Raw genomic sequence first — 24756 nt, 5'->3', positions numbered from 1 at the left:
CTATGAAATATATCCTATGTAAATAAAGTACTAGGAAAAATCATGCGTAAATACACTATAAGCGATTACTATTTAGTCGACCATGAAGTACTGTTATAAACCAGGGATTATATTATGTTTTAATCTGATAATCAGTATAAATAAAAAGTTTATTTTACAAAGTTTATTCCATATACATTTCAATATAATAACTTAACAATTAATGATACTGGTTATCATTGTATTATAAAAACTTGGAGCGTCATATTACCTATGCTTTTATTAACAATACAATCAATATGAAACACTCACCAACAAATGGTATCCATTCAGCCCCCACACACGGACGCAGGTTATACCTAAAAAAGAAACTTGATTATGTTGCAGCTTCTTAGAAGCACACTGGAAAAAACACGTTTTTTCCAGTGTGTTACCAAAATTTGGAACAAAACTTGTGCGCTTTCGTTAAAAGAATATCCTAAACGCATGCCTAAAACCGACATTCCGAACAAAATTTTACACTGACTATGAGTTTAATGATTAAAAATCACTCATTTTATTAATTCTAAATTAATTTTTGCATAGCTGATTTTCAGTTAAAAAATTTTTAATAAAAATTGCAAAACCTATATTTATTCTTTTATAAAATTTATGTGTTTTTTATATTCATTATAAATCAGTTAAAAATAATTTATAAAAAGCATTTTTTTGTGCGGAATGTCGGCTAAAATATGTCGAAAATAAAACTTCATCCACAGTTTTGAATGGATGCCACAAATGTGTTTGGAAGCTTAACAGATATGCTGCCTAATTGAACAATTAGCCTTAATAGTATTTATATGATAAGTTTTACCCATTATTTCCTATAAGTTGATTAATTTCATTTATCAGTTCAGCAGCTTCATCATAATATTCTTCTACTCTTTGAAGTTCTTCAAGGGATATATCAGCATATGCAGAAATCTGAAAAGAAGTTTTATTTATATATTTCAGTTTACTAGCTGCTAATTGAATATCGTCTCTATCTCGATTATCCAAAAGAGGCATTGGTGCTATTCGCTGGTTAAGATTATCCCTAGAATCTCTCATCTCATTAAGTAGCTGATCGAACGATTTACCCATATCACCATGTGCGTTAGGTCGACCATTTAGTCCCCACCGTGCTAATTTTCTTTGTTCAGTGGTGTTTCTAAGAGCAGACCTTACATCTCGTTCTATGCGCTCAAGTTCTACATTAATAATATTCCTGATTCTATTATCTCTATTGTTGCGTTGGATTCCTTCAACATGTTCACCTGGATTATATCTTCTTAAACTTTCTTGAACAAGATTATTACTTGTAATATTGCTGATAATAATTCGTAGCTCAGTATTTAATATAAAATCTATCTTAGCTACAGCTAACTCTGTCTCTCGCACCCTACTAGCAGACCAGGTTCTAGCTCTCATGGCAGCTTGACAAGCTGAAATTACAGCTTCTGTAATACGTTCACGATAGTTATCAGATTGACGGTAGTAGTTATGCTGCTCATTACGAAGTAACCGGTTATAATTATCAGGGTTATTCATTCCTGTTAATGCAACCAAGACAAGAAAAAATCTTACGCATGTGATTAACCTTAAATAATATGGGTATTTACGATTGTTATTTTCCATATACAATGTCTTAAAAAGTATTATTTATACGTTATGTATTAAAGTACAGGTTTATTTTTTATCATTTTACGAATGACTTTAATAATTATCATTTATTGTCTTTACCAATACGATCACGGATCTTCTTCTTCATATCTTCAGATTCTTTGTCGAGTTCATCAGCTTCTTTTTCATACTTAATAATAATTTCTTCAGTAACAGTAATGAATTTATCAATATAATTACCACTTACTTTGTAATTATCACAAGGAAATGAAGCCGTTTTCTCTTTATTGTCTTTTCCCATACGATCACGGATCTTTTTCTTCATATCCTCAGATTCTTTGTCGAGTTCATCAGCTTCTTTTTCATATTTAGTAATCATCTCTCTAGTAATAGTAACATTCTTATTATTACTGACATTAGACATATAGGAACTTCCTTTATCAGATTCTTGTGCTAGTGTTACAGTTTTTTTATCCATTTTGCTCACGGTAGCCCCATTGCAAGCACCGATTCCAGTGTAAGCTATTAAATTCAAAGTGTAAAATAGTTTTGTATTCATAATAATCATAAAAATTTATATACTATTAAGTATGTTAGTAATTTAGAATAGATCCTAACACAGTAATATCAATTTTAACTGAATAAAGTCGATATTTTTGATTTTAGGTTATTTGCACATATTAACTACTAAAACATTTTAACTACTAAAACATTAGTAACTTGTTAATTATACAAAAAAGTCACAAAATATACAAATAAATGTATATAGTATATGACACTATACTTCACTCAGTGAAGTGAATTTTTATTAATACTAGTAAATATCTTTTCCATTGACTTGTCGTCTCACTCGTGGCACACGATTAGGATTAGAAAAACATTCAGGTAAATGCCCAATTTTCATACATTATATCCAAGAAGGATTTTATAATTTGTTACCTTAACGTGATTTATTTTCATCCTTCTGAAGAGATCCATATAAGTCTTACAGGTTGGTATAATAGCATGTTGTTCATAATATTATTTTACATAAAAATAATATAGTCAGAGCAGCTATAAACATTTATATATTTTTTCTAAAAGAATGAACCACCCTATAACACGTACTTTACGTTTCATATTAATCACCAGATTAAGTGTGGTGTTATCTTTAGTAAGTTGTGATAAATTTGTCGGAAGATATGGTGTAAATGAGAATGCAACATATATTCCGGAAACGTTGAATGGTATTTCACGTAATCCTATCCCATTAACAAATTACTTAAAGACACAACTGCACATATCAGTTGAAAATAGTGATATAAACGGGTTAAAATCTTTACTTAATGATCCAAAAACTGATGTCAATGCAACGGATAGTACTGGTAAGACGTCTCTTTATTATGCATCTGAGCTAAATAAACTAGAAATAGTATCTTTTTTAGTTACTTGTGAAGATATTGATGTCAATAAAAAAAATAGTTATGGCAATGCCCCTATTCATGTAGCATCAAGATTAGGGCACTTTGATATAGTTGAAAAACTAATGAAGTGTACAGGCATTGATATCAATGCAAAAAACTCCAATGGGGACACAGCTCTTAATGTAGCGTTTGATAATAGTAGAACAGATATAGTTAATTTATTACTGCAAGATATTAGGACTGAACGTGAAGCATCCTGTTCTATATGTCTTGATGATATATTCCCTGATACTATATCCATTAAGGCTATATCCCTTATACATATAACTACATGTGGGCACTTTTTCCATAAATCATGCGTTAAGGATTGGGTAGATATCGAGAAAAGTGATAACAAAATCTGTCCTATTTGTAGACAAGCAATAAAACCAGTCAACTAATCTTCAGTAAGCGAATTAGAGAGGATATAAATTAAAGGCGTACTGTAAAAAACATCGCTATAGGTAGGATTTTATTTATATTTTTTATACTTTTGCAAAGTAATGCTAAAACAATCTATAGTTATCCAAATTTAGTCGTAATATATAAGTGGATAAGTATATGCCAGAGGCTATATCTCTAATTTTTTTAATTACAATGTACGATTCTTTAAGTTTAATAAGAAATAAATTTTATAACAAGTCATTATCCTATTTTTTATGCTATTTATTTTTGGGATGCTTTGTATACGGATGTGGTAATACAAGTAGGTATAATAATGGTATCACAGATAGTAATATAGCAAGATGTGATGGATATTCTAGCGAAAAAGAAATTATACCAATCCTCCATTTAGATCAAGCAAACGAATTAATTTATACTGCAGCCATAAAAGGTGATGTCGGATTTATTCAATCTTTCTTAGAACAAGGTATAAATCCTAATGAGTTAGACAGGATTATTCATCCAAAGTCAGAATGTTGTACTTGCCATGAAGATACCATTAAATACTTATTTAATAGATACAACAAGTCAGATAAATATGGTAATACTCTACTACATAATAATTTTGATAATATTAATTTTATTAGAAACCTTTTTGAAAATCATAAGACTACATCTTTACACCATCATTATAGGTCCATAGTTGTAAATCTAGAACAAAAAAATAATGAAGGTTTAACCCCTATTGATTTAGTAACCATAAGTGGAAATACATATCTCCTAAAAAAAGCATTTAAGCACTTAAATATGTATAACTGTACTATACAATACTATATACTACAACGTGCTATTAATCTTGCAGAAAAACAGATTAAAAATGAAGCAAATATTGAAAAATGTGAACAGATTAAAACTGCGATTGAAGTAATAAAGGAGTACATAAAGCATAAAAATAATGAATATCAAATAGAAGAAAACAGCAAACTGCATACTGCAGCTGAAAAGAACGATATTTCTTTTTTTCAGTCTTTCATTAACTCTGATAAAAATATAGATACACTCATTTGGTATAATGATAAGATTGAAGATCTAAAAATACAGAATAAAAAAGGGTATACTGTGTTTCATATTTTGGCTGAAAATGGACGTGTCGATATTTGTAGAATGATCTTAGATTGGTTACAGAAGCTCCCTTTCTCATGTTCAGAAATTGTCAAATGTAAATATAGATAAAGATATAGATAATATTTTATGTAATATAAAAGATAATTTCACGCATTCAGTATTTGATCTTGCAGTGATAGGTGGTCATAAAAATCTTGTTACAATTTTATCGGATTATATAAATATAGAACAATTACAATCTACTAAGGATACTTTAGGTTTATATGCTAAGGATCATAATACACCTATGGTTGAATTATTAGGGAATATAATCCTAAATAAAAAATATCCTACTTCAACAGAACATAAAAATCAACCAAAAGAAGAGCCAAAGTTAAATCTACTCGATTTAGATGATAAATATTACATTCCATCTAATGATGTCGATAAATTAGACAAGAATTGGTCTGAATTTGAGTCTTATTTGTCTAGTACTTATTTAAATAATAGGACTACTACTACACAAGATAATACGAGTGTTAAAAGACCTGATGAGTTTAATCAGGATACCGGAACATCACATAAAAAAATAAAGCAAACAGAATGTGGTTCTAAAAGTCTGATCACATGTGAATGGGGGAATTGTGGTAAAGATTGTGTTAGTAGAGATGATTTATATATTCACGTGAACACACACACAATAGAAGCACCTTTTATATGTAAATGGGGGGACTGTAGGCAAAAATGCACTTGGAAAAGTGGACTAAAAACCCATTTGCGAATCCACACAGGAGAAAAACCGTACAAATGTGAATACTGTGAGAAAAGTTTCGCTCGATTAGGTGACTTAAAAACCCATACAATAACTCACACAAAAAAAGTGAATTTAAATGTGAATACTGTGGCAAGATATGCGTTAGCAAATCTAAATTAGAAACACATACAAGATGCCACAAAAGAGAAAGACCGTATGAATGCACATTTTGTACTGGACAATTCAAAACGAAAGGTGGATTAGAAACACATACTCGAATCCATACAGGAGAAAGACCGTTCAAATGTTCATACTGCGGTAAGAAATTTATTCAGTCAAGTCACCTAACAAAACATATTCGAACCCACAGAGAATAAAAACCGTATGAATGTCAGGAGTGTGGGGAAGGGTTCACTCAGAGTAATGGTTTAAGATACCATATGGACACACATCACACAGCACCCAGTACCTAGCAACAATAGGCAGAAAACTGCATAGTAAGTTTGAGAAATACCACCATTAGTGTACTAGGACAAATCATGTGCAAATATACGTTCAATAATGTATATTTAATATATATCATTGATTTTCAATTGTAAAATATGTCTCGAATGAATAGAAAGTTATGATTTTGATTTAAACTGGAAATTCTTCATCCACCCTGGGATAAAGTTTGAGATAAGAGATAAATGTGTCTCGCTAAACGGTCGTTTCTCGAGACAAGTAGATGAATATATTTTCACTGTGTGGAATTTTATACATCGGTGGATAATTAATCTCTGGATCAAATCAAAATCATAATTTTTTGTAAAGTAAATAGGAGAAATTTTTATATACTCTATATCTATAAATTATTTGCGGATTTAATTGCTTTTTTGTAAAATTAGTGTCAAGATATTAAAGGTAAAATTGTAATGGAAAATTAGCTTTGATTTGAACTAAACTAAATAAAAATGAACACGAATAATTTTAAAGTGCTATTGTGTTGCTATACAGTTGGAATAACTGGATGTAATAAAATGGAGAATCCAAGTTATATGGATGGTAGTGGTGATGGAATTAGAATTTCTTCTGAAATTTCTAATAAGGCTGATAAGGTCCGTAATCGTATCATTGATGATCAAGAAAGACGTATCGCTAATTATAAGGTTATTACCGAAAACGCTAAGGAACATGCTAATAAAATGAACAAGCGTGCCAGAGATTATCAAAACACAGAATTAGGTGAGGGTTATCGTTGTATTGCTGAGGCTGCTGAACGTGCTGCTCGGGCTGCTGAAAAAAATGAAAAGTCATACGAAGAATTTGTAAAACGTAGGAAAAATCAGATGAATAAAACTTAGTTCCTTAGTTATCCTGAATTAATTTTTATTATATAGTTTTTCCTTTTAGATAACAATAGTAAAATGAATAACGAATTATAGGTTAGAAATTATATTAAAATGTAATTACTATTGTTACACAAGTGTATACATAATATTTAATGATAAATAAATTTTGATCACACATATGAAGAATTCATCAATATTAAAAATGATAAATAAATTTTGATCACACATATGAAGAATTCATCAATATTAAAAAGGACGTTGGCTTTTCTTTTTATTCCAATTATCTTAATTAGAACTGATCGTCTTTCTGCAGCAGATAATGACCCTGAAGCATTTAGAAGAAATATTAATGCACTAAATGAGGACATACGATTAAACCAGAATAATGAAGGTAATCTTACACAGGTATATCGTAACGATTATCTTAATAGCCTGGAAGATATGTTGAATACTATTAGGGATGCTCTTGCTTGGGCGGAGAACCGTGTTGAACGGGCTAGGTTTGCTTCTGAAAGGTGTACATATATTGCCAATAGGGTTATTAGTATTAGTGGTAGAGATCTTCCTCCTGCTGCAGGGGCTTTAGCTCGTAGGGGAGCTCATCCACATGATCATGGTGCAGCTAGGCGTGGTGATCGTGAACGTATAGAACGTTTCGATGACAATGTGGAGCGCATTCGTCAAGCTCGTGATCTGTCTGTAAATACAAGAGCTCTACTCAACCATGCAAATGGTAGATTAAATAATATACAGGGTTTAATGGATGAAGCAGAGAGAGTATTGGATCTGTATAATAGGGATTTTCTTACCGAACATGATCCTCAAACTACAGCTCCTGAGCGCGGAAGATATGGAGTAAATCGGATCCTAAATTCTATGAGGGATATGCTTAGAGATGCCAATGAGTCTGCTTATGATACTTCATTGGATGCAGAAGATGCTATTAATAATAGCAATGATATGTGGGACTTGTACAGAGATTATTATCCAAATGATTGGCAAAGAAGATAATTTCTGTTTTCTACGATGTATGAACGGATAGTATAGTCCATATTTACCTAAAATACGAGTTTCTTTTTGCTTTCAGAGGATTTTCTGAAGGGATAAACGTACATAATTATGATAATCATATCATTTCTTGTATCTAATAAATTCCAAACAATTAATTTTTATTGGACAGTTTCACAAGCCTGTCAAATCTGATCCCTTTCTTCGAATCTTAAAGTTGTATGGTTTTGTTGTATAATAGTATATTGTCTTTAACATTGTAGCAAAAATCTAATTCTTGGTATACCTTAAGCCAATTATTTTGGCATAAAAGTGTAAGTTTCGTAATATATTTCTTTAAGAAAGTATAGGAAAGATTTTAACCTATTCATGCAACAAATCCATCATGAACTCACGTTGCTACGCATATTACGCAACAAATTTATACTGATTATGAGTATAATATAGAAATAGATTGATTAATAGTTAATTTTCAAATGACTGATTTCCAATATAAAACACTATGAATCATTAGAAAATAACTAAACAAACAAATATTTTCTGGTTCGAAAGTGTATCCACATAGACTAGTATTTCTCAGTAGATAGAAGTCCTTCTAGTTTTCAACTTACATGCTTTCAAGTTGAAGACTAGCTATATCTAATGCATTCATCCCGTAATCTTAAGCCCTGTATTTGCAATACATGATGAATTAACTTGCTTTTTAATAAATATTTTTTGAAAATTGCATAATCTTATTCATTAGTGAGAAGATCATAAGATGTTTATGTGTTTATAAAAAAAAATAAAAATTATCCTATTATGAAAAAGTATTTATTTATTTTACCAATTATGGCATCTTGTAATGGTTCGGGGCAGTACAATGTAAATCCTACAGGAGAAGGTCAAAGTAATAGAGAGCCAGTTGCTAGAAATATAAAATTAGAATCTTTAGATAAAGATGGAAATTTCAAAGAAGATCCAGTTTTAGTATGTTTTGATGTTGATGGTACTATTCTTGATAGAAATGATAGTTTGATTGATCATGAAGGGCTAAAAAATTTGATAAATAATTTATTAGAAAGTGGTAATAGAGTTGCCATTACTACTCTCAGCAGCAGATATGATAAAACATTACTAAAAAAAATAGGACTAACTGAAGATCAAATAAAAGATATACCTATAATGGGATGGTCTGATCCGAAAACCACGGGTGGTGGTCATAAAGAAGGACATATACAACAAGCTATGAAGTTAACTAATATAAAAGATATCAAGCGTGTTATACTAGTAGATGATGATGGACGTCAAATTATGAGAGCAAAATTTTTTGGTGCTACAGGAGTCCCAGCAGGCTACAAAGGATTCTCTTGGTCTAAAGTACAAGAATCAGTAGATAAGCTAAATCAAAAATAGTCATTTAGTCGAGCACATTGGCTCTTTCTCTGTCTGCGTTCACGACTGTGGTTAAAATTTGATTTTCGGCATGTTTTTAGGACGGTTTTTTAGCGAAAACATTCAATATTTGTTCAAAACTTTAGTCAAAATTTAGTCAAAAAACCGTCTTCAGCCACAGTCGTGAACGGAAACCTTTCTCTTCAAAAAAGAGTGTATGTGTTCAGCGCAGTGGTTTTTAGGCTTTGTTAAAATGTGAATAAATTGTTAGATTTAGCTATTGTTTAAGTATATTTATCCATCCAATGGATCATCTTCAATCTGTCATCCTTAGCCTGCAATCAGAGGTAACTTTTTTAAAGTCAGAAATTTCTTTATTAAGGTCAGAGAATTTGCTACTCAAATCAGAGCTTGATTCATTAAAATTAGTTACGCATTCTTTAGAGCTAGCCAATAAATCGTTAGAGGAAGAAAATAGCAAGTTAAAAGAAAAGCTAGGGCTGACTTCAAAGAACTCATCGATTCCTACATCTAAAGAGTTATACAAGCAAAAAAGGGATAAAGTAAAAAGCACTCGTAATAGAGGCGGACAGCCTGGTCACGCAGGCACTACTCGTAGTAAGCTGGAAGCAGATGAAGTTATTGAGTTACACATTTCCAATTCCTGTTCCTGTGGTGGTCCTGTAGCGATAGCTCCCAAGCCTTATATTCACCAAAAAGTAGATCTGCCGGAAATTAAGCCCCATGTAATCGATTATCATCTACACCATGGTCGTTGTAGAAAGTGTGGCAAGCGTTACGCTGCTTCCCTTCCTAAGGGTGTTACCGGAGATACCTTTGGTCCTAAAATCAAGTCAGTTATTGCTGCTTTAACTGGGTTTTATAAAAACTCTAAAAGAGAAGTAGGCTATATTTTAAAAGATATTTTTAACGTAGATATTAGCCTAGGCACTATCTCTAATAGTGAGGCTAGAGTAGCTGCAAAATGCCAAGAAGCTTACCAAGCTATAGAAAAAACCGTTAGGGAAAGTAAAGTGCTCCATATAGATGAAACCGGCCACTATAACAGTGGTAAGTTAGGTTGGTGCTGGATCTTTACTAGTCCTATAGCCAGCCTCCTTAAGTTAACTACTTCCAGAAGCCGCAAAATTTTAGAAAATAGTGGATTAAATCGTCAAAACTCCACTGTGATTACTGATAGATATGCGGTGTATAATTATTTTCCACCCAGCAATCGGCAACTCTGTTGGTCACATATTGCTAGAGATTTTGAAAGGTTTGCCCATAGTTGGCACAGTCAGGTCAAAACATTAGGCTATTATCTAAAAAAGATAGCTAGTGAACTCTTTGCCTTGAATCGAGCTTTTTTGAATCGTTCTATTGAGATACTTCCATTTTTAAGGCGCATTAGAAAATTGCGCAAACGGGCCTGCTATGGCTTAAAGGCTATTGCTAGGGGTACCATGTGCCGTGCACGCTAGTCGTGTGGCCAGAAATATAATGCGAGCAGAGCCTATGTTATGGAAATTTTGTGAGGATCCATTCAATATTCCGCTAACCAATAACTTGGCTGAAAGACAAATCAGGCACTACGTGGTCTATCGTAAAAATTCATACTTTACCCAATCAGAAAGAGGTAATACTTTCCTAGAAAGAGTCATCTCTTTGTACCTAACTTGGAAGCAACAAAAGCTAAACCCTTTCACACAGCTGCAGAATTTAATCGCTTAAAAACCACTACGCTGAACGCACACAAAAGAGTAGTCAATATTTAATCTCATATATACTACACTTTTAATTTATACACATCAGTTTGGTCTTTTGAAGAGAACACAATCTTTTCAAAAGAACAGTTTAACATCATGTGTAGTAGTTAAGATTTAATCTGACAGGCAGTAAAAATTAGACTCTAAAATTGTCAGTTAAGTTTAGTTTGTCAGGTATTGTTTTAAGGTACGCGATTTGATTATTTTTTTCAAGAACTAGCTTTTTACTATCCTCCCAAGTTTGTATAGGTGTTTTACCATAACAATACTTTCCAGAATGCGGTCGCTCATGATTATAGTAATGTAACCAGTTATCTAAATCCTCTTGCAACTCATCTAGATTAGTATAGATTTTTTTACGCATAGCTGTATCAAAGAATTCCTGTTTCATAGTTTTATTAAAACGCTCACAAAATCCATTCTTTTGCGGTGAATAGGCTTTAGTGACCGTATGTTCTATACCTTCTATGCTTAAAAACAACTCAAAAGCATGATGTTCTATTTTGCCTTTATACTCCGTACCCCGGTCTGTTAGTATACGTAAAATAGGTATGTTTTGATCTTGATACCAAGGTAATACTCTATCATTTAACATATCAGCTGCTGTTAGAGCTGTCTTATCAGTATAGAGTTTTGCATTAGCTACTCTAGAATAACTATTCTATAAAGACTTGCGTATAAACCTTACCTATACCTTTAAAGGTACCCACATAATAGGTGTCTTGACAGCCTAGGTAACCAGGATGTTCGGTATTCTATTTCTCCACATGCTTCTTGTTCGTTTCTACGTTTTTCTAATGCTGCTAGCTGCGATTCAGTTAAAACAAGACCATCTTGAGCCATCTTAGCTTCCAAAGCTTTAAGCCGTTTCTTTATATTGTTCAAGTCATTGCGTAACCAGATAGATCTTACGCCACCAGGAGAAACAAGTATACCTTGCTGCTTTAATTCGTTAGATACCCTAAGTTGACCATAAGCCGGATAGTCTATGGCCATATCTAATACTGCTTTTTCTATGTTAGGGTCTACTCTATTAGCTAGAATAGGTTTCTTACGGCTTATTTCATACAATGCTTCTTGACCACCTGTCTCATACAAGGATTTAAATCGGTAATAGCTATCTCTGCCATAACCCATATTTTTACACGCAGAAGATATGTTACCTAACGTTTTTGCCAGTTCCAATAAGCCTAATTTCGGTTTAATGATTTTTTGATGTAAGTTCATAATAGTTATAATTTATATCTATACAATTTAACAATTGTCAGATTAAATCTTAACTACTACATCTTTGCTTACCTGAGCCTTTAGGTATATAGACCCTCCTTACAGGTGGAGCAACGTATTGACCTGCTCGCATTTTATATAAAAGCCTGTCTAGATTTGCATCTAGGCTTTCTGCATATATTGCTGCATTTACTCCATCAATACCATGAGTAGCTCCTTTTATTAAACTTCTCCACGATTGATACAACTATTCCTTATCTACTAAGTGTATTAAGGTTCTTAGTGGATCATTATGGATCTGTTTTGCTCTGCTAGCTAGAGACAATAATTTTGTTTTGAAAGTATTACAGTTCGGTGACTGTGCTTTCTCTCCTTTATTTTCTCTTGCTTGTTGTGCGTCCCTTTCCTCCATAGACATTACTCTACTTCTTTGGTACTATGAACACATCTGACTCCCCAAACATCATCATCATTGACTTTTTTTTCATCTGTGATTACCTCTTACAAGGAATATTTGGGGTCTCCCAGGTTCCTCGGTTGAACATTTTCATGCATGCTGACGACGTATACCCCGCCGGGCAGCATTAAACTCACCTTAGCGTTTAATACCTTATTGCTTTCCACATCCATCGACAGTGTTAGCTCCCGGAATCCATCAAAATTCTCGATGCTCTCATTGTCGTTCACTTTCGTTTCGGCCTACATTCGCCCTGTTTACGCTTCATTCACTATATTGCTACAGCAAATGCAAAACTCGGTTCTGGCTGGGTGGTTAGTCCTTGACCAGAGAGGAATTCCACCTCCTTATTCAACCAGGCTTGTCCTGGCACACCGATGTTTTAGCTATATTAAAGACTGGGTTGCAAAGAAAGTTAGGCGACATTTAATGCGGGCACGGCAAAGAAAAGGCTTCGGCTGGGGAAGGTGGAGTAGAAGAGATTTATACGAAAAGATAAAGTTATACAACGATTATCAGATACGTTATCATAAACCTTCGAAAGCAACCACAGCATGATAGGCCATAGGCTTTGGTAAGAAGTTATTAGGAGAGCGTAGTAGGGGAAATCCCTACGCTACGTTCGATGAGGCGGGATATGGAAACGGGGTAAGACCACCGCGCCATTTCTCGACTCTACTGTGAGTTTAGCATGCCCATAGGCTGGAATGGGTTTTGTAGGAAGATGTAGCCGAATATCTTCTTGAGCAATAGATTTTTGAATGCTACTCTCTATACCATTTTTATTAGCGGAATCATTATTTTCATACTCACCATATACACTCAAAGTAGTAGTGTCAAGATGAGCTGATTTCCCTAAAAGCTTATGTTTGCAGGCAATAGATAGTGCTACCTCTGAAAAAAGTTTTGTTATGCCATACTCATGTATAGCATCTAAACAACGGCCTAAAGCATCATCATTAAAGTCTGATGCACAAACATCACCACCTAATAATTTAGACACCGGTTTATTGGCAAGAAATTTTGGAAAGAGGTACAGGCGGTCATTCATAAAGCCTAACCCATTCAGTATCATAGCCGATACACGTTGACCATGTGTTGTTTTGGCGCCATTAGTCAGAGGAATACGTTTATTTATTTCATTGACTATACCCAGTTTTTCTATCGTAGATGCTACTAAACCTAAGTGATCTAAAACAGAACTACCAGAAATGTTGTGTTTACCAAACATACATCTAATAAAAAAAACAATATAATAAAGCCAAAATTACTTTACCCTTCTAAAGATAGACAAAACTTAAACAAATCTTTTTATGTATCTTTTTTCTGAGGAATGTCGGGTACAAGTAACAGCTAAAGCGCTAATAGTAAAAAATAGGAAATTGTTACTTGTGAGCAATGATTATAAGTTTTGGTATACACCTGGTGGGCACTTAGACCCAAGTGAAATGCTTCCAGCATGTATGGTAAGAGAAGTAAAGGAAGAAACTGGAATTGATGTTAAACCAAACCAGATTGTCTATGTTGCAGAATTTTTTGATAAAAAATATAATGTACATAAGATAGAAGTTTACTTTACTACAGAAATAGTTGTAGATGAGCTTCCTAAAAATTGGTTAGATCAAGATGGTCTCGTTAAAACCTATCAATTTTTTGATGTTCAAGACTTGAAAGATATCCATGTTGTACCAGATTTTTTAAAAACAGGAAAATGGCTAAATATTGATATTGATATTTACCAAGGATCAGAGAAGAGATAAAACAATATTATATAGTAGAGGGATCCTTGTATCCTACTCTTACTCCTTCCCATATTTACCTGCTAAATGAATTACTCCAGACTGTTTACGCGCTATGTAATAAGTTGCGTAAGTAGTCGACCCTGAAGTATTATTTCAGTATCTCTGATATAAACAATATATACTGCTTAGTTAGTTGTTATACAGGAGATCAATACCACAAACATATATTCCTAAAAAGTTCGCCATGGCGAACTTTTACAATGCATCAATAAACTTCTGTAATATGGATTTTAACTTATGTTTTCCTAAATCGTCTATATTTTTTAACCCTTTATCTTGTACCTTAATCTCATTACCAAACAGAAAAAATTGCAAAATAGGCACCTTATTTTGATCACTACAACCAGATATAATGGTATTTACTTTTTGTACATCATTTTTCCTTAGAGCCTTCGTAATACTTCTTAGTTTACTTCTAGAGGTAATATTATGCTCAATCAATTTATTTCTTACTTCTTCAGGAAACTCAGAAAATGCAATATACTCGGAAACAGTTCCTTTAGAAACAGATATCGATTTAGCCAAATGTTCTTGACTGTCAAAAACTGAAAATTCCAACAGTCGTTTAAACGCTATACCTAGTTCTATTGGCGTAAGATCATTACGATGTATGTTCTCTATTAAAGCGATGGAATCCGCATGATTTGCCTCCTTTAATATTATACAAGGCACTTTAGTTAGACCAACTAACTTAGCAGCCCTCAGCCTTCTTTCACCGCTAATAACCTCATATTTATCATTTGACTCTTTAATAACTGTCAAAGGTTGACAAACACCATGTATTTTTATTGAATCAGCTAGCCTAGATAAATCCTCTTTATCAAATGACTTTCTGGCTTGATTTTTAAAAGGAATGACCTGATCAATATTTAAAAAATAAAACTCTCCTACTGACTTATCTAATCCAATACTAGGTCTAGAAGATGTTCCTATTCCTGGTTTTGCTATTTCCTCCATAGCTTCGGATATTTCCTTATACTTTATCTTTCTAGCCATGTTATAACTTAATGATCATTTCCTTAACTATATACTCCTTTCACAATGTATACTTATCTAAAATATGAAAAACAAGATCTAGGATATCTTCTAAAGCTATGGAGTTTCTCTTAGCAAATAGCATCAAAGGTTTACCTATCTTAGTAGATATATTAAAATCTTCACTTTTCCTTATAGCGAAGTCCTTTTTAATATATTGTTCATAATATGACCTAAGAAGAGACATAGACTCAGCGGAGCTAAGCGCTCTATACTCATATTTATTTGGAATAATATGCATAGTTTTAGGGGATATAGAAGCATGCATATAGAAGTTATCTAAATCCTCTAAAAGTATTTTTAAACCATTTAAACTATATGGTTGTGTCTCGCATACAAGGTTAATAACATCTGAAAAAAAGACAACGTTTCTATTTAGAAAACTAATGGTTGGATTGGTATCTAAAAAGATAAAGTCATAATCATTTTCTATAGATGACAATTGTTCTGAAAGTTTACCAAACGATTGTTTTTCTTCATAGAAAATAGATTCAACACGTGTCAAAGATAAATTTGAAGGTATAAGATCAAAACCTAAAAATATACTCTTTTTTACATCATTAAAAGAAGCCTTGTTGGTAAGCAAATCATATAACGTTAAAGAGCAACTATCAGATTGAAATCCAAAAGAGGTAGATAAGTGAGCTTGAGGATCCGCATCTATTACCAGAACATTATACCCCATTAAGGCAATATGTGAAGACAATTGAAAACAAATGCTTGTCTTCCCTACTCCACCCTTAAAATTATAAAATGCAAATTTTTTCTTTAAAATCTGTAAGTTTTTATTCAACCGAACAGATTTTATAATGCTACGACTATCATGTATAGAAAACCTTTGATCTTTTAATTTGTAACCCGGTAATCCACTTAAAGATTTAAAATCTATATACTCATTAAGTATACTTTCATCTATCCTAGATAACATAGCCATATATCTAAGACTCAACCCATCCTTAATAATATCAATCATTTACTACAAACAGAAAAAAGTTCGCCACGGCGAACTTAGTTTATTCATTACAAGATTAACTGTAATCAAATGTATAAACACATTATCTAATGAACCGAAATTATACTGCATAAAAAGAAATTTAATATTTATACATATGAACCATATATTTCCATATATGAATGAACTCACAAAAAGTATAATTACCTATCCACTAAATTTTAGTTACAAAGTAACCATACAACTTCTTATTCACCGACCTATCAAACCCCGCTTCCCTTAATGCACTACCCACCAATTTAGTATTCAGTCTAATAGTATGTCCAATAATATTCTGCAAATATCTAAGTATATCCGTAGCTGTCATAAATTCCCCCGCTTCTTTATTAGATGGAGAAAGATACTGTACAATCAACTCAGATTCCGTAGATTTAGTCGTAAATTGATCAGATATTTGTGATAGTTCTAACAACTCCTCCTTACTCAAATCCCCACTACCAGGATTTAGTTTATATAAATGATAAGCTTGCTCCCAAGATTTCTCTAAAATATACTTTGCTTCATCATCTAGATATTCAATAGAGTCTACCTCAAAACTAATCCATCTACTATGACCCAAATCTGATCGTAAAAATTCAACATCATTGGTACTACCTAAAAAAGAAGCTATACGAGAGGCAGTTATTTCATCTTCTTGATAAGGCAAACGAACATTAACATAACGTTGGGACAACCATGTCTTGATTACATGGGCATTAGAACGAAGCTGATGAAGTTCATCTAAATTTATAATGAAGTTTCTGATTAACGACTTTTGGGCATCCTTTTCGTTACTAATAATCGGATTGCCATTATAGTACCTTATAAGAGAAGGAGGACACAAAAATTCACAAAAATAACTCTTACCTATATTTTCTTTTACAGAACATAAAATTAAAGCATGCTTATTAATCCCCTCAGATTCGAAAACAGTACGAACTGCTCTAATCATCCATTTCTTAAGATGCGTACACCAATAGTTAGCATGGATAGGAGAAGGATTTCTTAAATGAACATAACTAGCCAAAATCGATATGTAATCTTTACTTAGATCTATGGTATTTTGATTAAAGTTTATAAAATAAGATTCTATAGGATTAAAACGTTCTACAAAATAAGACTTTAATATACAGTTAATTAAGTCCAAAGAACAAATCAATCCGTGCCTGTCCAAATGACCACGTAGTTCATGAACATTAATTTTTTCCCATAAACTAGGATTGCGTTTAGTACTTATTTCACGTTCTTGAGTAACTATATTGAAACGTAAATTAAACTTACCATTCAAATAGAATTCTACCTTGCTACGCATACTATTACCTATTGGTCTAACCTTTTTTGAATGAAAAGAATCTATTGAAATAGATTGTGAGGACTCTATGCCTCTATCTAGAAGCAACTGGAAGTCATCAGAACTATATTTTTTAAAGTATTCTGCTATATCTTTTACTTCTTCTGGTAAGCGAATAGATATAATACCAAAAGAAGACTCTAATTTTTTAGAAGCATTTTTTCCTGCTTGATCATTATCATAACAACTTAACAATACGGAAGTCTTGCTACGCAAATGGTTCACCAAATCATCACTAGGCATCTGATGCTCTGACTGTAGAGAAATTACATTGATAAATCCATGAGCATAAGCACTCATACAATCTTTTTCTCCTGCCGTAAGAAGGATATAATTTAGATCTCCTTCCGGTAACTGCGACAACCCAAAAACATCATCTTTAGTTTGATTTTTATACGAAAATGACTTTTTCTGACTTTTAAAAGATGATTCGCTAGAAAAAGAAGCTGCTATTTCTGGAATATAGACTTTAACTCTACCAGATATATGATAAGCGGATACAATCTGATGCTTTTCAAGATACTTAAAAGATAAAGAACGACCTGAATTGGTTACATAAGATAAATAGCCTACCTGTTTAACATCAAACTTTTCTAAAATAGACTGGTCAATATCGTACTGTAACCAGTACTTCAGGTATAACTTAGAAATAGAAGATTCTGCACAGGGTATATACTCAATAGAAAGTGTTTGGGAAGGTAAAGAAGTTTCAGGTTCTTTAACTATATGTGAGTTAAAAGCAATAGGCTTTGGAATCACCCTTGTGCTCTTCCTATCACATAACCCCAAACACATTTCTTGGTCAATTAATTCTAAAAGTTCCTTAAATTGTGTTCTACAGTCTAGTCCATAATAATCCGCTCACATTTTGAAAGCATCTCCTTGGTGACCTGTATTAAACGATTTAAACTTCCAAGTTCCTCTTTCCTGATAAATAGACATACTTGGTCTATTATCACTTTCTGAAAATATTGATTTGTAATTTTTTTTTCTTACTTTTGAATTAAATGTAGGAACCAAGTAGCGGATGAGATATTCCTCTCCCCCTACCTTTTCCAGGATTTTTTCTTTTGTGATCATAAGTTAAGTTTTTAATCCTTTGGAAGTCTGGTCATTACATTTATCCGGTATCCCAACCAAATAAATTAAAACAGCCTTCTTCGGGAGGCTTTTTTTATTTCTTATTCTTAGAACTCAAAAAATTCTTTAAAAATTCCATCTCTTTTTTATTTAGAAAAACACTTCTATTTACCCAATAAACCCTAGATATTTTAGTCTTTGCTATTATATTTAGAGAACAAAGCTCTCCTAAAGCCTGAATAGCTGAAGTATCTGATTTTTTGTTAGCAAATTTCTTGAATTCATTAATATCAAACACAAACTTATCCTCTAAAAAATATTTCGTATCCAATATATAATACATCAACTCCAACGAGGATTTCGAAAGATTCAAGATTATTTTAGATACGTCAAAAGACTCCATATCTCCCATAAATGGATTGTCAGAGAATTCAGAACAACACTTTAACCCCATTTTCATAATAAATTATCTATCAAAATTCTGTTTTATAACGACAAGTTAAAAACATTATTACAATAATAAAAATAAAATTAGTTTTTTTGTTTCAAAAAAAGAAACTTTTTAATAAAAAATTATAAAATACGGTAAACGGTAAACGTAAGAACGTAACAATCACGTAAGAATAACGTAAGATAAAACATGAGATTTTTATTACTGTATATCAATGTAATATATTAAATTACGTAAGAACGTAAGAAAAAATTTACTAGATTATATAGAATACACCATATGACATATATAAACGCATATGTATATATCATTTTATGATATCTCATTATAATATATATTTATCTTACGTTCTTACGTAAAAATAGTCTTATTGCTGATAATCAATATAAAATTTTACGTAAGATGTAACTTTTAATCTTACGTTCATCTTACGTTCTTACGTCATTTTTTTACAGATTAATTAATTAATATTACTGATTATACGTAGTTTATAACTTTGATCCGTTTTTTGAACAAAAACGTGAAATAAATAATTATTGAAATTATATAATACTGATTATAAACGATCTACATGTATATGAGGTGTATATGGAGTAAATTTTACTTAAAATAACACTTTAATAACTACAAGACTAGTTATATAATACTGAGTATGAGTGAATTATATATACATTTCTGTATATTTTCATACATACTCACTTAGACACTTCAGTAAACATAAATAATACTGACTATGAGTAGCTTATATATGTACATATGTCTATTTTAAAAATGAAACACATATACACATATATAATAGACTGATATTCAGTTTAATAACTATAATACAAGTGTCCTCAGAAGTATCAATAGAAAATAGACAGACATGGATACATATAATGGATACTTCCCATCTCCTACTCGCAAGGAATTTCCATTCCCATTACAGTCGGCCCCCTTTCGTGTTGCTTACGCAATTCGTGCTCCTGCCCACTAGTCACCAATTCTTTTTGAAGCTTTTTAAGCATTTCTTGCCTTCCTAAACTATATACCAATTCTTCATTCCAGTCTTTAAACTGAGAGGGTATGGATGATTTACAGTTTACCAGACACGCATCAGCTAACTCACGAACCTCCTTATCCATATGACTACCAGCTTTATCATTATCAAAAGCGAGTGTCACAGACCACCCATTCTCCTTAGCATTAGAAAAAACGTTTGCAAGTTCCCTTTTAACGTCTTCAGACAGACTGCCACAAGTAGAAACATACATAGTACCATCTAAAGGTCTATCCAATTGCTTATAGCTTAAAGCATCTATAGGGCTTTCTGAGACCACAATATGCTTTACAGGTACATTATAGTCAACTAATACAGATAAACCACGAGGAAGCCCTTTTTGAAAGTATTTAGTGCTATTAAAACATCCACCATCTGACATAGTACCTTTAGCATAAAATTGATAGCTAATGGTGCTGCATATAGTACCTTTTCCGTTACTATCTATATCCCTGTATAAAGCAAATACAGCTTGGTTACCTACTTTAACACCTGCATAACAATCGTAAACATCCTGATCAATCCCTCTACAAGCCAAATAATTCCCTTTTTTATGCTCAACAATCCTATCAAACGCCTCTTGAGCGATATATCGTTGGGATAACGCATCTTCCATCTCTACAGACAATGATTTTTGATCTTTAATAACCCGATCATCTAAATGCCTGCTAGACAATCCACAAATACTCTGATAACTAAATCCACGTTTTTGCATAAAATCTACAATGGTTCCTTTCTCTTGTTCATCTACTAAAGATTTATACATCCAATGACCATTCTGATTAGGTCCATTTTTAATCAAAATTTTATCATTTTCTTTTTCCATAACGGCCCAAGTATTAGAGCTTTTTTCTTTATCTAGAACATAACCCATAGAAGCAGCATGTTGAATCAGGTTAACTTCATGCTTGACTCTTTCTAAATCATTATTAATGCGGTGCTCAATAAGCGTTTTATGCGTATTTCTAGAATAGATAACTTCCTGTTTAAAACCTCTATTTTCTTCTTCTAAGGATCGGAGTTTATCTTGTATTTTTTCTAATTCTTCTTTGGCTTGTTCACGATGAAATGGATTCAAGGTATTTATATGCTTAATTTCTGCTACTATCTCTCTCTCAATTTTATTTATACTTTTATAGTATTCTTTTGAAGTAGTGTGTTTTCTACCAGTTAACGATACTTCTATGCCACGTTCCAATCCAAATGGTGACATAGCTTCTGCATATCTATTTTGATAACCTTGTAACTTTATGATACCATCCTTATAGTATTTAGCACTTAATCTTCCATCTGGCGTAATTGGAACCACTACACAATGAATGTGAGGTGTTCGTTCATCTCTATGGATAGAAAATCGAACAATGTTTTTTTCTCCTCCGAATTCTTTGCAAGCAAAATCCCAATTAGCCTTTTTCCAACTTTCAAATAACTTTTCATTGGATTCTATTTCTTTCATTCGATCATGACTACCGGTCATAACTAAACCTAAAGCTTTAACTGCATCTGAACGAATAGCTTTAGATAGTTTATAACCTTCTGATATCCTTTTCTCAACTAATTCAGATAAGGATTTACCACCTGTATCTACCAATTCTTCATTTAAGTATGTTCTAGATGGATCTATATGTAAACCTAGTTCTTCAGTTAAATGCTTCTCTTCTTTATCCTCGAAGTTTCCTGTTTTTTTAGCCTCTCTGCACGACCTATCTATATGCTTACCAATACCTACTAATCCACTTTTATATCCTTTAATGTTAAATGTTGCAAATGCCATAATACTGATACGTTAACCTAAAATATAAACCAGATGTTTTTTCCCATTAGCTCGCTCTTATCAGATAGTAAAAACATAGGCATAACTAGCCGAAAACGAATATTCCTTACGAAATAAAGTGTAATGAGCTACTACGCCTTACTCCATAAGACCAAGTCCATTATGGCCGTTATACTTTCAAAGTAGCAAGCTAATGGGAAAGAAGTTTTTATAAAAAGAAACGTTCTTTGAAAAATTATACTATATTTAAACCTTTGTAATTTTACTAAATTAATATATATGAATATGGAAAATAACGTTAAAACAATGGTAGAAAAACTTATTAAAGAAGGAGTTGATATGGATATAATCCTTAAGTCATCTGGACTGTCTATAAAAGAAATAGAGAATATAAGCCCTATAGCTTATGGCAAATATTTAGGGGCTAAAAAAAAGCTATTAGAAATAGCTAATAGAATGTTGGTACTTGGATATAAAAAGGAAAAAATAGTAGAGGTAACTGGAGTATTTTACTCAAAAATAGAAGAATTAGAAAGTAATTTAAAAGGTAAAAATAAAAGTAAAAAGTTGTGATTTTTTTAAAAAATTATTATATTATATAATATATAAAAATTATATAAATATGGAAGACAAAATAAAAATCATAGTATCAAATCTGGTTAGAGCAGGGATTAACATGAATGCTTTTCTTAAAGTATCTGGTATTTCTATAAAAGAAAAAATAGAAGAAGTTACTAGGGTATATTTTGCGCCAACGAAAAAGTCAAAATATACAAGAAAAGCACTAAAATATTAGTGATATACCATTTATGTTGACCTTTTATTTTTTTCTAGTCTTATTTCTATTTCAGTTACTATACTGGATGAAAATAAGTAGAATTTGTATTAATGACCGATACTTAAAATGGGCAGTTGATTTAGTATTCTATTCAGGGTTTGGGTGCTATACTCGACTGATTTTAGTAGGGTCTATTTGTTTTTTAGCGTGGGATAGATTAAAGTTATTTTTATCAAAATCTTTCAGTAAAAATAATGGTTTTACGTATACAGTATTACTCTTTTTATGGTTAATATTTACCTGTTGTTTTATATCTTTTGAAAGGATATGTATTTATTTATCCAGGTATGATTTTATAAAATCACGCGAATGGTTAATACCTTATCTATTTATACTGTTTTTTACTGCTTTTGCACTTCCATTTTGGTTTTATAGAGGCATAAAACCTTCTATAAAAAAAGATAAAAATTTAATTATTAGTCCTTTATTTTACGATAAAAATTCGCATTTTAGTATTGCTTTACCTACTAAAAATGGTCTATTACCCATCAATAATCCTCAAAGAGGAATTTATATACTAGGCGGTCCTGGAAGTGGTAAAACTAGATATATTTTAGAGCCAATATTATATGAAATGATACGAAAAGGCTATTGTGGTCTTGTATATGATTATGATTTTGAAGGTACTCCAGTAGATCCAAAAAAGAGTTATTGCTTGTCTAAATTTATATATAATTGTTATTTAAAATTACCAGAAAGGTCCAAGAAGAATATTTCTTTTAAGACGATTAATTTTATGGATTTGAATAAAAGTAGTCGCATTAATCCTATTGATCCTATATACATATCGGATAGGGCCTATTTAGAAGAATATGTAACCGTATTATTAAAAAATCTTAACCCTGGCGGGAAAGATGATTTTTGGTATTTAAGTACTAAATCTCTTCTAAAAGGCATTATCGCTTACTTATCCAATCAAGCAAAAAGTTGTTGTACGCTACCACACGTGTTAACATTATCTACTAAGCCTTTTGGTAAAATATTAAGTTTAATAGAACAAGATTCAGAAGCCTATTCCTATGCAAGTTCGATATTTGATGCTTATAAAGGTGGAGATAAATCATCAGGCCAGCTAATAGGTATCATAGCAAGCTTTAAAACAAGCTTACAACCACTAATTGACAAGAATTTATTTTGGGTCTTGAGTAAAAATGAAATAAAGTTAAATATCAATGATAATGTTGCTCCAACCATACTCTGTATAGGCAATTTTCCACCTGCCAAATCAGCTTTCAGTCCAGTGATATCTCTACTAATTACCATATGTTTTAAATCTATGTATGGACATAATAGAACGAAGAGTTTTGTGGCCATAGATGAGCTACCTACCTTATACATCCCAGGCCTTTCAGAAGTCCCAGCTACGGCAAGAAAATACGGTATTAGTACCATTTCTTATATACAATCGAATGCCCAACTAGAAGATACCTATGGCAGTATAGGTGCTAAAAAGATACAAAGTACCCTAAGCAATCAATTTATGGGAAACTGTGGTGTAGAGTCTTCTAGATATGCCAGTTCCATCTTTGGCAAGGAAGAACATACGATCAAGTCTACAAGTTCCTCAGAAACCTGTCACAGTAATACTCAAGGTCATCATACTACACATGGTGAAAATATCACTATACATGAACAAGAGTTGATCAAACCTAATGAGTTTGCAAGTTTTGATGTGGGATTTTTTGCGGGGAAAGTAGTAGAAAGTGATAGTGTATTTTTTCAAGAACAATTTAAAAATGTATCGTCCTATGACAAAAACTTTAAAAATGAGTTGTTAAAAGACTTACCAGATGTTACAAAAGTTAGTAATGAAGATATTGCAGCCAATCAAAGGAAAATAGAAAAAGAGATAGATCTACTTTTGGAGTATATGTAGATATTTTATTTTTAATTAAAAATTTTTGTATGTTTTAAAATAATTTCATATA

Annotated in this window: 20 protein-coding genes and 4 pseudogenes; 13 read left to right on the top strand and 11 right to left on the bottom strand. The window is 32.0% G+C overall.

Going from position 1 to position 24756, the window contains the following annotated elements; genetic code table 11:
- Window positions 1-828 precede the first annotated feature (828 nt).
- Together FPG78_RS06180 and FPG78_RS06175 are read right to left on the bottom strand one after the other, a co-directional pair.
- Window positions 829-1635 carry a hypothetical protein gene (locus FPG78_RS06180; RefSeq protein ID WP_144087125.1) on the bottom strand — a complete coding sequence of 269 codons (807 nt, stop codon included), beginning with the start codon at window positions 1633-1635 and terminating at the stop codon, window positions 829-831.
- Window positions 1636-1723: 88 nt separating this feature from the next.
- Complete coding sequence (locus FPG78_RS06175; RefSeq protein WP_144087124.1) at window positions 1724-2179, bottom strand: hypothetical protein; 456 nt, start codon at window positions 2177-2179, stop codon at window positions 1724-1726.
- A gap of 525 nt (window positions 2180-2704) precedes the next feature.
- Here FPG78_RS06175 and FPG78_RS06170 point away from each other — a divergent pair.
- From FPG78_RS06170 to tnpC, 9 genes and pseudogenes are all read left to right on the top strand, one after another.
- Complete coding sequence (locus FPG78_RS06170) at window positions 2705-3463, top strand: ankyrin repeat domain-containing RING finger protein (RefSeq protein ID WP_144087123.1); 759 nt, start codon at window positions 2705-2707, stop codon at window positions 3461-3463.
- Window positions 3464-3734: 271 nt separating this feature from the next.
- Entirely contained in the window at window positions 3735-4679 is a 945-nt protein-coding gene (locus tag FPG78_RS06165) for an ankyrin repeat domain-containing protein (RefSeq protein WP_144087122.1), read from the top strand.
- The gene (locus tag FPG78_RS06160; RefSeq protein WP_144087121.1) at window positions 4657-5484 is read left to right on the top strand and encodes a C2H2-type zinc finger protein; all 828 of its coding nucleotides are present in this window, start codon (window positions 4657-4659) and stop codon (window positions 5482-5484) included. Before FPG78_RS06165 ends, FPG78_RS06160 begins: the two co-directional genes overlap by 23 nt.
- Entirely contained in the window at window positions 5460-5681 is a 222-nt protein-coding gene (locus FPG78_RS08500) for a C2H2-type zinc finger protein (RefSeq protein WP_144087148.1), read from the top strand. The genes FPG78_RS06160 and FPG78_RS08500 overlap by 25 nt, the downstream gene beginning before the upstream one ends.
- A 15-nt stretch (window positions 5682-5696) precedes the next feature.
- A pseudogene (locus tag FPG78_RS08495) lies at window positions 5697-5777 on the top strand (hypothetical protein); the annotation flags it as partial.
- Between the two features lie 480 nt (window positions 5778-6257).
- Window positions 6258-6647: a hypothetical protein gene (locus FPG78_RS06145; RefSeq protein ID WP_144087120.1), complete on the top strand. Its 390-nt coding sequence runs from the start codon at window positions 6258-6260 to the stop codon at window positions 6645-6647.
- A gap of 216 nt (window positions 6648-6863) precedes the next feature.
- Complete coding sequence (locus tag FPG78_RS06140) at window positions 6864-7646, top strand: hypothetical protein (protein WP_144087119.1); 783 nt, start codon at window positions 6864-6866, stop codon at window positions 7644-7646.
- 798 nt (window positions 7647-8444) lie between these two features.
- A complete protein-coding gene (locus tag FPG78_RS06135) occupies window positions 8445-9038 on the top strand; it encodes a Cof-type HAD-IIB family hydrolase (RefSeq protein WP_144087118.1) in 594 nt (197 codons plus the stop codon).
- Window positions 9039-9385: 347 nt separating this feature from the next.
- A pseudogene (gene tnpC, locus FPG78_RS06130) lies at window positions 9386-10748 on the top strand (IS66 family transposase).
- Between the two features lie 171 nt (window positions 10749-10919).
- On the opposite strand, the pseudogene FPG78_RS06125 reads toward tnpC, so the two are convergent.
- The 3 genes and pseudogenes from FPG78_RS06125 to FPG78_RS06120 all read right to left on the bottom strand — a co-directional run.
- Window positions 10920-12010, bottom strand: a pseudogene (locus FPG78_RS06125) (IS481 family transposase).
- Window positions 12011-12257: 247 nt separating this feature from the next.
- Window positions 12258-12422 (bottom strand): hypothetical protein, encoded by a 165-nt coding sequence (locus tag FPG78_RS07260; RefSeq protein ID WP_186292511.1) that lies wholly within the window; start codon window positions 12420-12422, stop codon window positions 12258-12260.
- Window positions 12423-13266: 844 nt separating this feature from the next.
- Window positions 13267-13698: pseudogene (locus tag FPG78_RS06120) on the bottom strand (DUF4277 domain-containing protein); the annotation flags it as partial.
- An 82-nt stretch (window positions 13699-13780) separates the two neighbouring features.
- On the opposite strand from FPG78_RS06120, the gene FPG78_RS06115 reads away from it, so the two are divergent.
- The gene (locus FPG78_RS06115; protein ID WP_144087116.1) at window positions 13781-14227 is read left to right on the top strand and encodes an NUDIX domain-containing protein; all 447 of its coding nucleotides are present in this window, start codon (window positions 13781-13783) and stop codon (window positions 14225-14227) included.
- Window positions 14228-14464: 237 nt separating this feature from the next.
- On the opposite strand, the gene FPG78_RS06110 is transcribed toward FPG78_RS06115, so the two are convergent.
- The 6 genes from FPG78_RS06110 to mobV form a co-directional block, all read right to left on the bottom strand.
- A complete protein-coding gene (locus FPG78_RS06110; RefSeq protein ID WP_144087115.1) occupies window positions 14465-15265 on the bottom strand; it encodes a ParB/RepB/Spo0J family partition protein in 801 nt (266 codons plus the stop codon).
- 40 nt (window positions 15266-15305) lie between these two features.
- On the bottom strand, window positions 15306-16277 hold the full coding sequence (locus FPG78_RS06105) for a ParA family protein (RefSeq protein ID WP_144087114.1): 972 nt from the start codon (window positions 16275-16277) through the stop codon (window positions 15306-15308).
- A gap of 193 nt (window positions 16278-16470) precedes the next feature.
- The gene (locus tag FPG78_RS06100; protein ID WP_223262076.1) at window positions 16471-18405 is read right to left on the bottom strand and encodes a VapE domain-containing protein; all 1935 of its coding nucleotides are present in this window, start codon (window positions 18403-18405) and stop codon (window positions 16471-16473) included.
- A gap of 102 nt (window positions 18406-18507) precedes the next feature.
- Window positions 18508-18726 carry a hypothetical protein gene (locus tag FPG78_RS07825; RefSeq protein WP_223262075.1) on the bottom strand — a complete coding sequence of 73 codons (219 nt, stop codon included), beginning with the start codon at window positions 18724-18726 and terminating at the stop codon, window positions 18508-18510.
- Window positions 18727-18820: 94 nt separating this feature from the next.
- Window positions 18821-19057 (bottom strand): hypothetical protein, encoded by a 237-nt coding sequence (locus tag FPG78_RS07820; RefSeq protein WP_223262074.1) that lies wholly within the window; start codon window positions 19055-19057, stop codon window positions 18821-18823.
- A gap of 1016 nt (window positions 19058-20073) precedes the next feature.
- Entirely contained in the window at window positions 20074-21990 is a 1917-nt protein-coding gene (gene mobV, locus FPG78_RS06085) for a MobV family relaxase (protein ID WP_144087112.1), read from the bottom strand.
- Window positions 21991-22275: 285 nt separating this feature from the next.
- On the opposite strand from mobV, the gene FPG78_RS06080 reads away from it, so the two are divergent.
- From FPG78_RS06080 to FPG78_RS06075, 3 genes are all read left to right on the top strand, one after another.
- Window positions 22276-22563, top strand: a complete 288-nt coding sequence (locus FPG78_RS06080; protein ID WP_144087111.1) for a hypothetical protein — start codon at window positions 22276-22278, stop codon at window positions 22561-22563.
- A 49-nt stretch (window positions 22564-22612) separates the two neighbouring features.
- Window positions 22613-22786, top strand: a complete 174-nt coding sequence (locus FPG78_RS07255; RefSeq protein ID WP_186292510.1) for a hypothetical protein — start codon at window positions 22613-22615, stop codon at window positions 22784-22786.
- A 67-nt stretch (window positions 22787-22853) separates the two neighbouring features.
- Entirely contained in the window at window positions 22854-24704 is a 1851-nt protein-coding gene (locus FPG78_RS06075; protein WP_223262073.1) for a type IV secretory system conjugative DNA transfer family protein, read from the top strand.
- Window positions 24705-24756: the final 52 nt, after the last annotated feature.

The organism is Cardinium endosymbiont of Dermatophagoides farinae (assembly GCF_007559345.1).
GTDB lineage: Bacteria > Bacteroidota > Bacteroidia > Cytophagales > Amoebophilaceae > Cardinium.
Note: the sequence above shows the minus strand (reverse complement) of the source record. Positions and strands in the feature narration are given on the sequence as shown.